The sequence below is a fragment of the Pseudomonas sp. IAC-BECa141 genome (genome assembly GCF_020544405.1).
Lineage (GTDB): Bacteria > Pseudomonadota > Gammaproteobacteria > Pseudomonadales > Pseudomonadaceae > Aquipseudomonas.
On record NZ_CP065410.1, the window covers coordinates 967,588 to 981,662 of the forward strand.

Below are 14,075 nucleotides of genomic sequence, written 5' to 3' on the forward strand. Positions count from 1 at the left end.
CAATCGCGAGCAAGCTCGCTCCCACATTTGGGACGCGTTCCCCTGTGGGAGCGAGCTTGCTCGCGAAGGGGCCCTTATAGCCGCAGAAAATCTTTGCGCCATGTGGTCGTTTGCCGCACTTTCGCCTCTCAAGCGCGCGCCTTGGTTATACTCCGTGCGATCCGCCTGGAGCGCTCATCAGGAGAGCTCATGCTCGCCCCCGTACAACTGACTTCCGCCACTCGCCAGAACCTCTGGCGGCTGACTTTCATCCGCACCCTGGTGCTCGCCGCGCAGGCCGGTTCCGTGGGCCTGGCCTACTGGCTGGAATTGTTGCCGTTGCCGTGGGTGCAACTGGTGATGACCCTCGGCTGTTCGATTCTGCTGTGTGTGTTCACCGCTGTACGCCTGCGCACTTCGTGGCCGGTCACCGAGCTCGAATACGCGCTGCAACTGGCCTGCGATCTGGTTATCCACAGTGCCTTGCTGTATTTCTCCGGTGGTTCGACCAACCCGTTCGTTTCGTACTATCTGGTGCCGCTGACCATCGCTGCGGTGACGTTGCCGTGGCGTTATTCGGTGGTGCTGTCGGGCATTGCGCTGGCCTTGTACACGCTGATGCTGACGCATTTCTATCCGCTGGAAACCCTGCCGGTGGCGCGGGAGAACCTGCAGATCTACGGCATGTGGCTGAGCTTCGCGCTGGCGGCAGCGGTCATTACCTTCTTCGCCGCGCGCATGGCCGAAGAGCTTCGCCGGCAGGAAGAATTGCGTGCGATCCGTCGCGAAGAAGGCCTGCGCGATCAGCAATTGCTGGCCGTTGCGACGCAGGCTGCCGGTGCCGCTCATGAACTGGGCACACCGCTGGCGACCATGAGCGTCTTGCTCAACGAAATGCAGCAGGATCATCACGACCCGATGCTTCAGGAAGACCTGAAAGTGCTGAAGGATCAGGTGAAACTCTGCAAGGAGACCCTGCAACAACTGGTGCGCGCCGCCGAAGCCAATCGCCGGATGGCGGTGGAGATGCAGGACGTTACCGATTGGCTCGACGAGGCGCTCAACCGCTGGCACCTGATGCGTCCGGAAGCCAGTTATCGCTTCCAGCGCCTGGGCCAGGGCCCGTTGCCGCGTGTGGCACCGCCGCCGGATCTGACCCAGGCCTTGTTGAATCTGTTGAACAACGCCGCCGATGCCTGCCCGGAAAACCTTCAGGTGACCCTGGACTGGACCGCCGAAGACCTGACCATCAGCATTCGCGATCATGGCGCTGGTGTGCCGCTGGCCATCGCCGAGCAGATCGGCAAACCGTTTTTTACCACCAAGGGCAAAGGTTTCGGCCTGGGCCTGTTTTTGAGCAAGGCCAGCGTGACACGCGCCGGCGGCTCAGTGAAACTCTATAGTCATGAGGAAGGCGGCACGCTCACCGAGCTGCGCCTGCCCCACGGCGCCCGAGGAGAGCAACATGAGTGACGAAATCCAAGTCGAAGGCGAAGAACTGCCGCATTTGCTGCTGGTCGATGACGATGCGACCTTCACCCGGGTGATGGCCCGTGCCATGGCCCGCCGTGGTTTCCGCGTCAGCACCGCCGGTTCCGCCGAGGAAGGCCTGACCATCGCCCAGGCCGATCTGCCGGACTACGCCGCGCTGGACCTGAAAATGGACGGCGACTCCGGTCTGGTCCTGCTGCCGAAGCTGCTGGAACTGGACCCGGAAATGCGCGTGGTGATCCTCACCGGTTATTCGAGCATTGCCACCGCCGTCGAAGCGATCAAGCGCGGCGCCTGCAATTACCTGTGCAAACCGGCCGACGCCGACGACGTGCTGGCAGCGCTGCTGTCCGAACACGCCGATCTCGACAGCCTGGTGCCGGAAAACCCGATGTCGGTGGATCGCCTGCAGTGGGAACACATCCAGCGCGTGCTGACCGAGCACGAAGGCAACATCTCTGCCACTGCCCGCGCCCTGGGCATGCACCGCCGCACCCTGCAGCGCAAACTGCAGAAGCGCCCGGTTCGTCGCTGAACCTGCGCTGAACGACCATCGCCAGCCCTCGCGATAAAACGCACCGATCATCTATGATCGGTGCGTGTCTGTTCTTTTCTTTATCGAGCCTTTTCCATGAATCAGAACGCTGAATATTCCGCGGTCAACGATGCTGTGCGCGGGCAGTTTTTTCGCAAGGTGTGGGCCATGACCACGCCTTATTGGCGCAGCGAAGAGAAGGGCAAGGCCTGGACGTTGCTGATCGCCGTTATCGCCCTGTCGCTGTTCAGCGTGGGCATCTCGGTGTGGCTCAACAGTTGGTACAAGGATTTCTACAACGCCCTGCAAAAGAAGGATGAGGCGGCGTTCTGGCAGTTGATCCTGTACTTCTGCGGGATTGCGACCGTGGCCATTCTCGGTGCGGTGTACCGCCAGTATCTGACGCAAATGCTCACTATCCGCTGGCGGGCGTGGCTCACCGAAAACCATTTCAAGCGCTGGCTGGGGCACAAGAACTACTACCAATTGGAGCAGGGCGGTTATACCGATAACCCTGACCAACGGATTTCCGAAGACCTCAACACGTTCACCAGCACGACCTTGAGTCTCGCCCTGGGCTTGATCCGCACAATCGTCAGCCTGGTGTCGTTCTCGATCATTCTGTGGGGCGTGTCCGGCAGCATCGAAGTTTTCGGCATCGAAATTCCGGGCTACATGTTCTGGTGTGCGCTGCTGTACGCGGCGGTCGGCAGCTGGCTGACACACTTGATCGGTCGACGTCTGATCGGCCTGAACAACCAGCAACAACGGTTCGAAGCCGACCTGCGTTTCTCCATGGTGCGGGTGCGCGAAAACGCCGAGAGCATCGCGCTGTACAACGGCGAGCCCAACGAAAACCGTCGCCTGAGCAGCCGCTTCGGTCTGGTCTGGCACAACTTCTGGGACATCATGCGAGTGTCCAAGCGCCTGACGTTCTTCACCTCGGGTTATGGCCAGATCGCAATCATCTTTCCCTTCATCGTTGCGGCCCCCGTTACCTGTCCGGCAAGATCGAACTGGGTGAGTTGATGCAGATCAACTCGGCGTTTGGCAACGTGCAGGAGAACTTCAGCTGGTTCATCGATGCCTATGCGTCGCTGGCGGCCTGGAAAGCCACCTCTGATCGTCTGTTGAGTTTCCGGCAGGCAATGACCGATAACGAAGAGCGTTCGCCGGCCATCGATGTGCAGAATCAGGGCGATGAGCTGAAGGTTCATAACCTGGGCCTGGATCTGGCCGACGGTCGTCACCTGCTGACCAGCGCTGACATGACGGTGGAAGCGGGCGACCGCGTGATGCTCAGCGGCCGTTCCGGCAGCGGCAAGTCGACACTGCTGCGGGCAATGGGGCATCTGTGGCCGGCGGGGCACGGCAGTATTCGCTTGCCGGCGTCGCGTCATCTGTTTCTGCCGCAAAAACCGTATCTGCCGATCGGCACCCTGCGCGACGCCTTGAGTTATCCACAACCGGGCGAAACCTACGCGCCAGAGCGTTACGCACAAGTGCTGGAGACTTGCCGCTTGTCGCATCTGGTGGCGCGACTGGACGAGGCCAACCACTGGCAGCGCATGCTCTCGCCGGGCGAACAGCAACGTCTGGCCTTCGCTCGCGCGCTGCTCTATGCACCGCAATGGCTGTACATGGACGAAGCGACGTCGGCGATGGACGAAGAAGACGAAGCCACGTTGTATCAGGCGCTGATCGATCAGTTGCCGGGTCTGAGCATCGTCAGCGTCGGCCATCGCAGCAGCCTCAAGCGCTTCCATCCACGGCATGTGCGCATCGATGGCGGGCATCTGGTCGAGCAGACCGTGACCGCCTGATTTATCCGCACCTCTCTCGTGGGAGCTGGCCTGTCAGCTCCCACAGGATTTGCGTGGAAACGGAAAGTGATCGTACAACTCGCTTGAGCTATGATGCCCACAAGCCGAATTTTCGAGACAAGATGCAGACCATGGAAAACCTGATCGACACCCCGCGCCTCCCTCGCAAGCGCCGCAGCCTGGCTCAAGAACTGGTGACGGTGCTGACCGAGCAAATCCGCGACGGTCTGCTCAAGCGTGGCGACAAGTTGCCCACCGAGTCGGCGATCATGGAAGCCCATGGTGTCAGCCGCACTGTCGTGCGCGAGGCGATCTCCCGGCTACAGGCCGCAGGTCAGGTGGAAACCCGTCATGGCATCGGTACTTTCGTGCTCGACACCCCGAGCCCCAGCGGTTTCCGGATCGACCCGGCTACCGTGGTCACTCTGCGTGATGTGCTGGCGATTCTCGAATTGCGCATCAGCCTGGAAGTCGAATCCGCCGGCCTCGCCGCGCAGCGTCGCAGCGCCGAACAACTGGCCGCAATGCGCGCCGCCCTCGATGCGCTGAACGAAAGCGTGGCCCATGCCAGCGATGCGGTGGCCTCGGACTTTCAATTCCACCTGCAAATCGCGCTGTCCACCGGCAATCGCTACTTCACCGACATCATGACCCACCTGGGCACCAGCATCATTCCGCGCACTCGGTTGAACTCGGCGCGCCTGGCCCATGACGATCAGCAGCACTACATGAATCGCCTGAGCCGCGAGCACGAGGAAATCTACGACGCCATCGCCCGTCAGGATTCCGATGCGGCACGCGCGGCCATGCGCCTGCACCTGACCAACAGCCGCGAACGGCTGCGTCAGGCGCACGAAGAAGCGCAGGCGCAGGGCTGAACTCTGGAAGTGCGGGAAAACGTCATACGGTGTCGACTATAGATAGCGGTAATACCTTTGATGGTTGCGTGGTTCCGTCTATCGTTGCGATGTAGCTGATTTCTGCGGACCCATTTTTGAATTGATAGTTGAAAAGGCTTCTTGAATCCAGAGAGACCTGTTCCTTTCCGGCTGCCGAGGTCGTAAATCTAGTGCCCCATGGTATAGGGGGGCTAAAGCGGTCGGGCTTGACTGCAATTGTTATGTCGATCTGTTGGTTTGCTGCTTTCCCCTCATAAAAGAAATCGAGTAGAAAAACGCCATCCAGTTTTTTGGTGTCCAGCACTCCATTTGGCGCCTGAGGTGCTTCCGCTGGGGCAAGTAGATTTAATGGGGATAATTGTAGTGTCTGCATGAGAAACTCTCCTTGGGTCGGGGTGAGTGCAATCTTTTTGTACCCCGCCAGTTGAGCTTCTTTGTGTGCCGGTGTGCCACTGTCAGAAATAACAGTGGCGACAAGCGGTCGCAATTGATCCCCCGCGCGTGATCAGGCCTCGATATATAGTCTCAACGGCTCCGAACACGGCTCCAGACTGGCCTCATCAGCAAACTTGTAGCGCAGCTCAACGGTACTGTTCAGGTACTTTTCCAGCTCGAACTTCGGGATGCTCAGTTCGATCCCGGTCAGGCCGACCATGTCATCGAGTGCTTCATCCCAGACGCCGGTCGGTTCCGACAGGCCCAGCCATTCAGGCTCTTCAGGATCATCGCCGAGAATCGGGTACACATCCCAGTTCGGCGGTGTGTTCTGCCCGTCGGGTACCCGGACGATCAAATCGTCATCCAGAGTCGACAGCCGCAGGATGATCGAATCGCTGGCGTGGTCGGGGAATTGCGGAAGGTGTGCAGCGGCAAACGTCATGCTTCGTTCTCCTTGAAAGATCTGCCGCGATCCTTCGCGGCAGTCGTCGCACTTTACCCGGCGAATCGGTGAGGCGCGCCGGGGCAATCTTGTCCGGGCATTTCAGCTCTGGGGCAGAATCGAGCGATCGACCCTGACCGCCAGCTTGCCCGGGCCGGGCCTGACGTCGAACGTCGCCAGGCCCTGAGCATCCACCGACGTGCGGGCGATGGCCATGCCGTCACGCAGCAATTGCAGCGGCGCACCTTTCAACGATTGGCCCGAGGCCAGTTCCACTTTCAATTTGATCGTCATCGAATCACTCCTTAATTCGTGTTGCCGGTTGGTTGGTAGTCCTTGAGCAGCAGGTAAGTGCTCCAGCCCCACCAGTCGTCGACGGTGGTGGTGTCGTTGAGGTTGTTGACGTCCTTGCGCCGCAGGACTTTGTTGCCCTGAAGGCGGAACAGTGGCGAGAAGTTGTTGGCCGGATCCAGCACGGCTGTCAGATCCGGCACCCGTTGCAGCGCGTTGAAGGTGGTCGGCACGCTGCCGCTTGAATACGCGGCATACACCTCGTCCGCCGAATCCTGCACTGCCTGACTCACCTGCTTTCGGTTGTCGGCATCAGTGGCGTCGAAGTAGCGCTTGTCACCAAACGCACGCCATTGTTCGCCATGTCCGTTGCGTACCTTGAGGCCGAACTTGCTGTCTTCATCGTGCATGAAGCGAGTGATGAGCGAACCCAGGTCGCTCGGCGTCACTGCTGCGGCCATGGCCTTGCGCGGCACCCGCAGATGCCCGGAGGAGAACAGGTCGGTGAGGTAGTGATCGGCGAACGCGTTCATCGCGTAGGCCCGTTCCAGTTGCAGTTCGTCCTGACTGGCGTGGGCGGCAGCGGCGACTTGCAGGGCGGCGGTATGCCCGGCGATGTAGGCCTGACGTGCCCATTCGCCGAAGTGGTCGGCGTTTTTCGCCGCCAGTTTCAGATAGCGCCCGAGCGGGAACAGGGCCGAGGCAAAACTGCCGCCGCCGGTGATCTTGTTCCACTCTTCCGACAACGTATCTCCCAAGGCGTCATAGGCCTCATGGGGTTGCTTGCCGTCCTTGATCGCCTGTTTAACCGCGTCGATCTCTTTTTGCATGATCGCGAGAATCTGTACCGCTTCGGCCTTTGAAGCCGGCAGCGCGGCGAGGGTGTCGAAGGCTGCCGTGAAGCGTTGCAAGCGATCCGCCGGTGTCGCGCCTTCATTGATCGGACGGTCGACGACGCCATAGAAATCTCCTCCCAGCGCCAGCACCTGGCCGTAGGTCAGTGCCGATCCATTTGGCAGATGCAAGGGCACGTTTTGCGCAAGAAGCGGCTCGGCATTTTCACCGAAACGCAGCCGTGTGTTATCGCCGATAGCTTTGTGTTCCGCGCCCTCGAAGCGTAACTGCGGTTTGCCTTTCAAGGCTTGAGCGGGCAGGGCGGTCGCAGGTTCGACATCGCTGTGCGAGTCGGCGATATGCAGCAACAGATGCGGATTTTCGGTACTGAAAGCGATGCCGTCGCAGGTGAAAAGATCATCGAACCGGGCGATGACCGGCGTGGGTTTTTTCAGGCATTTTGTTTGTAGACCGGACATTTCTTTCTCCTTGATATGTCATCGGTGAGTTTTTATTTAACTGTATGCATATACAGTCAAATCCACTCTAGACGAGAAATTTCCTACGTCAAAAAGAAATCCTGTCCGACAAAAAATGCCCCCCAGCGATGAAATGCAGTTGACGGTTATCTTTTAAGTTGTACGATGACCTACAACTTCGGCGAAGGCTGAACGGTCCACTCACAAAAAACGTTGCTACCAGGGTGTTCGAATAATGAATCCACAAGAACTGAAGTCCATCCTCTCTGCCGGCCTGCTGTCGTTCCCGGTCACCGATTTCAATGCTCAGGGCGATTTCAACCGCGCGGGCTACATCAAACGCCTGGAGTGGCTGGCCCCGTACGGTGCTTCGGCCCTGTTCGCCGCCGGTGGCACCGGTGAATTCTTCTCCCTGGCTGCCAGCGAATATTCGGAAATCATCAAGACTGCCGTCGATACCTGCGCCAGCAGCGTGCCGATCCTCGCCGGTGTCGGTGGTTCGACCCGCCAGGCCATCGAATACGCTCAGGAAGCTGAGCGTTTGGGCGCCAAAGGCCTGTTGTTGCTGCCGCACTACCTGACCGAAGCCAGCCAGGACGGCGTCGCCGCCCACGTTGAAGCGGTGTGCAAATCGGTGAACATCGGTGTGGTGGTCTACAACCGCAACGTCTGCCGCCTGACCGCGCCGCTGCTGGAGCGTCTGGCCGAACGCTGCCCGAACCTGATCGGCTACAAGGACGGTCTGGGTGATATCGAGCTGATGGTGTCGATCCGTCGTCGCCTCGGCGATCGCTTCAGCTACCTCGGTGGTCTGCCGACCGCAGAAGTCTATGCCGCTGCCTACAAGGCCCTGGGCGTGCCGGTCTACTCGTCGGCGGTGTTCAACTTCATCCCGAAAACCGCGATGGATTTCTACCACGCGATTGCCCGCGAAGATCACGCCACCGTCGGCAAGATCATCGACGACTTCTTCCTGCCATACCTGGACATCCGCAACCGCAAGGCCGGCTACGCCGTGAGCATCGTCAAGGCAGGCGCCAAGATCGCCGGCTATGACGCAGGCCCGGTGCGGGCGCCGCTGACCGACCTGACCCGCGAAGAGTACGAAATGCTCGCCGCGCTGATCGACAAGCAAGGTGCGCAGTAACCCAACCCTATAAACAAGGCCGCTGAGCGATCAGCGGCCTTTTGCGTCAGGAGAATGATTCGTGACCAAGCGCTATGACAACTACATCAACGGTGAATGGGTCGCCGGCAACGATTACTCGGTCAACATCAACCCGTCCGAGCTGAGCGACACCATCGGCGATTACGCCAAGGCTGACCTTGCTCAGGTCAACGCCGCTATCGACGCCGCGCGCGCCGCGTTCCCGGCGTGGTCGACTTCGGGGATTCAGGCCCGTCATGACTCGCTGGACAAAGTCGGCACCGAAATTCTCGCCCGTCGTGAAGAACTCGGCACCCTGCTGGCCCGGGAAGAGGGCAAGACCCTGCCGGAAGCTATCGGTGAAGTGACCCGCGCCGGCAACATCTTCAAGTTCTTCGCGGGTGAATGCCTGCGTCTTTCCGGCGACTACGTGCCGTCGGTGCGTCCGGGCGTCAACGTTGAAGTGACCCGCGAAGCCCTCGGCGTGGTCGGCCTGATCACCCCGTGGAACTTCCCGATTGCCATCCCGTCTTGGAAAATCGCCCCGGCCCTGGCCTACGGCAACTGCGTAGTGTTGAAACCGGCGGATCTGGTGCCGGGTTGCGCCTGGGCACTGGCCGAAATCATCTCCCGCGCAGGCTTCCCGGCCGGTGTGTTCAACCTGGTGATGGGCAGCGGTCGCGTGGTGGGGGAAGCGCTGGTCAACAGCCCGAAGGTCGACGGCATCAGCTTCACCGGCTCTGTCGGTGTGGGCCGTCAGATCGCCGTCAACTGCGTGTCGCGCCAGGCCAAGGTTCAGCTGGAGATGGGCGGCAAGAACCCGCAGATCATTCTCGACGACGCCGACCTCAAGCAAGCGGTCGAGCTGTCGGTGCAGAGCGCTTTCTACTCCACCGGCCAGCGTTGCACGGCATCGAGCCGACTGATCGTCACCGCCGGGATTCACGACAAGTTCGTCGATGCCATGGCCGAGCGCATGAAGTCGATCAAGGTCGGTCACGCGCTGAAGGCCGGCACCGACATCGGCCCGGTGGTCTCGCAGGCACAACTTGAGCAGGACCTGAAATACATCGACATCGGCCAGTCCGAAGGTGCGCGCGTGGTCAGCGGCGGTGGTCTTGTGACTTGCGACACCGAGGGCTACTTCCTCGCGCCGACCCTGTTTGCCGACAGCGAAGCGTCGATGCGCATCAGCCGCGAAGAGATCTTTGGCCCGGTGGCCAACATCGTCCGCGTGGCCGATTACGAGGCGGCACTGGCCATGGCCAACGACACTGAATTCGGTCTGTCGGCGGGTATCGCCACCACGTCGCTGAAGTACGCCAACCACTTCAAGCGTCATTCGCAGGCCGGGATGGTGATGGTCAACCTGCCGACCGCCGGTGTCGATTACCACGTTCCGTTCGGTGGCCGTAAGGGTTCATCCTATGGCTCACGTGAGCAAGGCCGCTATGCGCAGGAGTTCTACACGGTCGTGAAGACCAGCTACATCGGTTCCTGACAGACGCACTATCTGTGGGAGCTGGCTTGCCAGCGAAAGCATCACCTCGGTGTGACAGACATTCCGGGGCGCCTGCATCGCGGGCAAGCCCGGCTCCCACAACGCAAGACCAAAGAAGATTCACCCGCGCATAAAAATAATCAGTGGGAGTACATCTACATGCAATCGTCCAAGCCGACTCACGTCCGCTATTTGATCCTGCTCATGCTGTTTCTGGTGACCACGATCAACTACGCCGACCGCGCCACCATCGCGATCGCCGGCTCCAGTCTGCAAAAAGACCTCGGCATCGACGCGGTCACCCTCGGCTACATCTTCTCTGCATTCGGTTGGGCCTACGTGGCCGGGCAAATTCCCGGTGGCTGGCTGCTCGATCGCTTCGGCTCGAAAAAAGTCTATGCCCTGAGCATCTTCACCTGGTCGCTGTTCACCGTGCTGCAAGGCTTCGTCGGTGAGTTCGGCATGTCCACGGCCGTTGTGGCGCTGTTCATGTTGCGCTTCCTCGTGGGGTTGGCCGAGGCGCCTTCGTTCCCCGGCAACGCGCGCATTGTGGCGGCCTGGTTCCCGACCGCGGAACGCGGCACCGCTTCGGCAATCTTCAACTCGGCGCAGTACTTTGCGACGGTGTTGTTCGCGCCGCTGATGGGCTGGATCGTGTTCACCTTCGGCTGGGAGCATGTGTTCATCGTCATGGGCCTGCTCGGCATCGTGTTCTCGCTGGTCTGGCTCAAGATTATCCACAGCCCGCGCCAGCACCCGATGGCCAACGAAGCGGAAGTGAAGTTCATCGCCGACAACGGCGGCATGGTCGACATGGATCAGAAGCAAGGCAAAAAGGCTGACGGCCCGAAATGGGATTACATCCGCCAGTTGCTGACCAATCGCATGATGCTTGGCGTTTACCTGGGCCAGTACTGCATCAACGGCATTACCTATTTCTTCCTGACCTGGTTCCCGGTGTACCTGGTGCAAGAGCGCGGCATGACCATCCTCAAGGCCGGTTTCATTGCCTCGTTGCCGGCGATCTGCGGTTTTATCGGCGGTGTTCTCGGCGGGGTGATTTCCGATTACCTGCTGCGCAAGGGCCACTCGCTGACCTTCGCCCGCAAGGCGCCGATCATTGCCGGTCTGCTGGTGTCGAGCAGCATCGTGGCCTGCAACTATGTCGACGTTGAATGGATGGTAGTCGGCTTCATGGCCCTCGCGTTCTTCGGCAAAGGCGTCGGCGCGCTGGGCTGGGCGGTGGTGTCCGACACCTCGCCGAAACAGATCGCCGGTCTGAGCGGTGGCCTGTTCAACACCTTTGGCAACATCGCGTCGATCACCACCCCGATCGTCATCGGCTACATCATCAGCTCCACCGGTTCGTTCAAGTGGGCGCTGGTGTTTGTCGGCGCCAACGCGCTGGTGGCGGTGTTCAGCTATCTGGTGATCGTCGGCCCGATCAAGCGTGTGGTACTCAAAGAGCCGCCAACCAGTGGCGGTTCCGAAATCACCGGTAAATTGTCTCAAGCGCATTCCTGAGGAGCGGCGTCATGCAGCTGATTGAACATTCCGACTCGCCGCGCTACATCCGCCTGCACGAGCGGGACAACGTAGTGGTCGTGGTCAATGACCAGGGCGTTCCGGCCGGCACCGCTTTCGCCGATGGCCTGGTGACGGTGGATTTCGTGCCGCAGAGTCACAAGGTCAGCCTGGTGGACATCCCCGAGGGCGGCACGGTGATTCGTTACGGCCAGATCATTGGCTACGCGTTGCAGCCGATTCCCCGTGGCAGTTGGGTCAAGGAAGATCAATTGCGCATGCCGACCGCGCCGCCGCTGGACAGCCTTCCGCTGTCCACCGATGTGCCGGCCGCCCAGGCGCCGCTGGAAGGCTTCACATTCGAGGGGTATCGCAATGCCGACGGCACCGTCGGCACGCGCAACATCCTCGGGATCACCACCACCGTGCAGTGCGTCACCGGGGTACTGGATCACGCGGTCAGACGCATCAAGGATGAACTGTTGCCGAAGTATCCACATGTCGATGACGTGGTGGCGCTGACCCACAGTTACGGTTGCGGCGTGGCGATCACGGCCACCGACGCCTACATCCCGATCCGTACCGTGCGCAATCTGGCGCGCAACCCGAACCTCGGTGGCGAGGCGCTGGTGATCAGCCTGGGCTGCGAGAAACTGCAGGCCGGTCAGGTCATGCACGAAGACGATGCGTCGGTGGATCTGAGCGAGCCTTGGCTGTATCGCTTGCAGGATTCCAGTCACGGTTTCACCGAGATGATCGAACAGATCATGCAACTGGCCGAAACCCGCTTGAAGAAACTCGACCAGCGCCGCCGGGAAACCGTGCCGGCGTCCGAGCTGATCCTCGGCATGCAATGCGGCGGCAGCGATGCGTTTTCCGGGATCACCGCCAACCCGGCGCTGGGTTACGCCTCCGACTTGCTGCTGCGGGCGGGGGCGACGGTGATGTTTTCCGAAGTCACCGAAGTGCGCGACGCGATTTACCTGCTGACCTCACGGGCGCAGAGCAAAACCGTTGCCGAGGAACTGGTGCGCGAGATGGACTGGTACGACCGATACCTGGCCAAGGGCGAGGCGGATCGCAGCGCCAACACCACGCCGGGCAACAAGAAGGGCGGGTTGTCGAACATTGTCGAGAAGTCGTTGGGCTCGATCGTGAAGTCCGGCAGCAGTGCGATCAGCGGCGTGCTCGGCCCGGGGGAACGCTTCAAGCAGAAGGGGTTGGTTTTCTGTGCGACGCCGGCGAGTGATTTTGTCTGCGGCACGTTGCAACTGGCGGCGGGGATGAACCTGCATGTGTTCACCACCGGACGTGGTACGCCTTATGGTCTGGCCATGGCGCCGGTGGTGAAGGTTTCGACCCGTACCGAACTGGCGCAGCGCTGGCCGGATCTGATCGACATCGATGCCGGGCGGATTGCTACCGGACGCGCGTCCATCGAAGAGTTGGGCTGGGAGCTGTTCCACTACTACCTGGATGTGGCGAGCGGCAAGCAGCAGACGTGGGCGGAGAAGCACAAGCTGCATAACGACATTACGTTGTTCAATCCGGCGCCGATCACTTGATCTGCTTGAGGGGTGTTGATCGTTCCCACGCTCCGCGTGGGAATGCAGCCCGGGACGCTCCGCGTCCCAACAGCGTGACGCGGAGCGTCACAGGAGACGTTACCACGCAGAGCGTGGGAACGATCAGGGTGAAAGTGGCTTATCATTGGCCCCCTGACGACGCTCACCTCCAAGGCTCCCCGGCATGCTGGCTATCTTCCTCGAAACCTTGAACATCACCGCGCCGGTGTTTGCCATGCTGTTTCTCGGTGTGCTGCTCAAGCGCATCGACTGGATCAACGACAACTTCATCCACACGGCTTCGTCATTGGTGTTCAACGTCACCATGCCGGCGCTGCTGTTTCTCGGCATCCTGCATGCCGACCTGCACGCCGCGCTGCAACCGGCGCTGCTGATCTATTTCGCACTGGCCACGCTGGTCAGTTTTGCCGTGGCCTGGGGCTGGGCGATTTTTCGCTGTCCGCGCGAAGATCGTGGCATCTACACCCAAGGCGCGTTTCGCGGCAACAACGGGGTGATCGGCCTGGCGCTGGCGGCGAGCATGTACGGCGACTACGGAATTTCCCTCGGGGCGATTCTCGCGGCGCTGGTGATCCTGTTCTACAACACCCTGTCGACCATCGTGCTGGCGGTGTACAGCCCGGTGATCAAGTCCGATCCGTGGAGCATCTGCAAAAGCGTGGTCAGCAATCCGCTGATCATCAGCGTGATCGCAGCGGCACCGTTCGCTTATTTCAAGATCGGTCTGCCGGGCTGGCTGGAAACCTCCGGTCAGTACCTGGCGCAGACCACGCTGCCGCTGGCCCTGATCTGCATCGGCGGTACGCTGTCGCTGGCGGCGCTGCGCAAGAGCGGCAACATGGCGCTCAGTTCGAGTCTGGTGAAGATGATCGGCCTGCCGGTGATCGCCACGCTGGGTGCATGGCTGTGGGGCTTTCGCGGGGCGGAGCTGGGGATTCTGTTTCTGTACTTCGGCAGCCCGACCGCCGCCGCCAGTTTCGTCATGGCCCGTGCCGCGCAGGGCAACCATGAACTGGCGGCGGCGATCATCGTGCTGACCACGTTGATGGCGGCGATCACCACCAACATCGGGATCTTCTTCTTGCAGTGGGGCGGGTGGATCTAGC

General features: G+C 60.7%; 12 protein-coding genes and 1 pseudogene. 9 read left to right on the plus strand and 4 right to left on the minus strand.

The features are described from left to right. Positions 1-189: 189 nt before the first annotated feature. The 4 genes and pseudogenes from I5961_RS04215 (at position 190) to I5961_RS04230 (ending at position 4,706) form a co-directional block, all read left to right on the plus strand. Positions 190-1,452 carry an ATP-binding protein gene (locus I5961_RS04215; RefSeq protein WP_085698432.1) on the plus strand — a complete coding sequence of 421 codons (1,263 nt, stop codon included), beginning with the start codon at positions 190-192 and terminating at the stop codon, positions 1,450-1,452. After that, positions 1,445-2,005 (plus strand): response regulator transcription factor, encoded by a 561-nt coding sequence (locus I5961_RS04220; protein WP_003221630.1) that lies wholly within the window; start codon positions 1,445-1,447, stop codon positions 2,003-2,005. Before I5961_RS04215 ends, I5961_RS04220 begins: the two co-directional genes overlap by 8 nt. Positions 2,006-2,101: 96 nt before the next feature. Beyond that, positions 2,102-3,828, plus strand: a pseudogene (locus tag I5961_RS04225) (ABC transporter ATP-binding protein/permease). A gap of 131 nt (positions 3,829-3,959) precedes the next feature. Next, on the plus strand, positions 3,960-4,706 hold the full coding sequence (locus I5961_RS04230) for a FadR/GntR family transcriptional regulator (protein ID WP_178076455.1): 747 nt from the start codon (positions 3,960-3,962) through the stop codon (positions 4,704-4,706). Between the two features lie 22 nt (positions 4,707-4,728). Here I5961_RS04230 and I5961_RS04235 read toward each other — a convergent pair whose 3' ends face one another. The 4 genes from I5961_RS04235 to I5961_RS04250 form a co-directional block, all read right to left on the minus strand. Then, positions 4,729-5,100: a hypothetical protein gene (locus I5961_RS04235; RefSeq protein ID WP_085698434.1), complete on the minus strand. Its 372-nt coding sequence runs from the start codon at positions 5,098-5,100 to the stop codon at positions 4,729-4,731. 132 nt (positions 5,101-5,232) lie between these two features. Then, positions 5,233-5,607 (minus strand): hypothetical protein, encoded by a 375-nt coding sequence (locus I5961_RS04240; protein ID WP_227234449.1) that lies wholly within the window; start codon positions 5,605-5,607, stop codon positions 5,233-5,235. Positions 5,608-5,709: 102 nt separating this feature from the next. Beyond that, positions 5,710-5,901: a hypothetical protein gene (locus I5961_RS04245; RefSeq protein ID WP_227234450.1), complete on the minus strand. Its 192-nt coding sequence runs from the start codon at positions 5,899-5,901 to the stop codon at positions 5,710-5,712. Positions 5,902-5,912: 11 nt separating this feature from the next. After that, a complete protein-coding gene (locus I5961_RS04250; RefSeq protein WP_227234451.1) occupies positions 5,913-7,211 on the minus strand; it encodes a phospholipase in 1,299 nt (432 codons plus the stop codon). A 235-nt stretch (positions 7,212-7,446) separates the two neighbouring features. Here I5961_RS04250 and kdgD point away from each other — a divergent pair, with 235 nt between their 5' ends. From kdgD to I5961_RS04275, 5 genes are all read left to right on the plus strand, one after another. Further along, complete coding sequence (gene kdgD, locus I5961_RS04255; RefSeq protein ID WP_007953624.1) at positions 7,447-8,358, plus strand: 5-dehydro-4-deoxyglucarate dehydratase; 912 nt, start codon at positions 7,447-7,449, stop codon at positions 8,356-8,358. A 61-nt stretch (positions 8,359-8,419) separates the two neighbouring features. Then, positions 8,420-9,859 (plus strand): aldehyde dehydrogenase family protein, encoded by a 1,440-nt coding sequence (locus tag I5961_RS04260; protein WP_085698439.1) that lies wholly within the window; start codon positions 8,420-8,422, stop codon positions 9,857-9,859. A 159-nt stretch (positions 9,860-10,018) separates the two neighbouring features. Continuing rightward, a complete protein-coding gene (locus I5961_RS04265) occupies positions 10,019-11,383 on the plus strand; it encodes an MFS transporter (RefSeq protein ID WP_085698440.1) in 1,365 nt (454 codons plus the stop codon). 11 nt (positions 11,384-11,394) lie between these two features. Further along, positions 11,395-12,948, plus strand: a complete 1,554-nt coding sequence (gene garD / locus I5961_RS04270; RefSeq protein ID WP_085702464.1) for a galactarate dehydratase — start codon at positions 11,395-11,397, stop codon at positions 12,946-12,948. A gap of 184 nt (positions 12,949-13,132) precedes the next feature. Next, positions 13,133-14,074 (plus strand): AEC family transporter, encoded by a 942-nt coding sequence (locus I5961_RS04275; protein WP_085702465.1) that lies wholly within the window; start codon positions 13,133-13,135, stop codon positions 14,072-14,074. The last annotated feature ends 1 nt before the right edge of the window (position 14,075 follow it).

What these genes read in the sequence shown, in the direction of transcription:
- I5961_RS04215 (WP_085698432.1), top strand. Translation starts at nt 190, where the DNA reads ATGCTCGCCCCCGTACAACTGACTTCCGCCACTCGCCAGAACCTCTGG.
- I5961_RS04220 (WP_003221630.1), top strand. Translation starts at nt 1,445, where the DNA reads ATGAGTGACGAAATCCAAGTCGAAGGCGAAGAACTGCCGCATTTGCTG.
- I5961_RS04230 (WP_178076455.1), top strand. Translation starts at nt 3,960, where the DNA reads ATGGAAAACCTGATCGACACCCCGCGCCTCCCTCGCAAGCGCCGCAGC.
- I5961_RS04235 (WP_085698434.1), bottom strand. Translation starts at nt 5,100, where the DNA reads ATGCAGACACTACAATTATCCCCATTAAATCTACTTGCCCCAGCGGAA.
- I5961_RS04240 (WP_227234449.1), bottom strand. Translation starts at nt 5,607, where the DNA reads ATGACGTTTGCCGCTGCACACCTTCCGCAATTCCCCGACCACGCCAGC.
- I5961_RS04245 (WP_227234450.1), bottom strand. Translation starts at nt 5,901, where the DNA reads ATGACGATCAAATTGAAAGTGGAACTGGCCTCGGGCCAATCGTTGAAA.
- I5961_RS04250 (WP_227234451.1), bottom strand. Translation starts at nt 7,211, where the DNA reads ATGTCCGGTCTACAAACAAAATGCCTGAAAAAACCCACGCCGGTCATC.
- kdgD (WP_007953624.1), top strand. Translation starts at nt 7,447, where the DNA reads ATGAATCCACAAGAACTGAAGTCCATCCTCTCTGCCGGCCTGCTGTCG.
- I5961_RS04265 (WP_085698440.1), top strand. Translation starts at nt 10,019, where the DNA reads ATGCAATCGTCCAAGCCGACTCACGTCCGCTATTTGATCCTGCTCATG.
- garD (WP_085702464.1), top strand. Translation starts at nt 11,395, where the DNA reads ATGCAGCTGATTGAACATTCCGACTCGCCGCGCTACATCCGCCTGCAC.
- I5961_RS04275 (WP_085702465.1), top strand. Translation starts at nt 13,133, where the DNA reads ATGCTGGCTATCTTCCTCGAAACCTTGAACATCACCGCGCCGGTGTTT.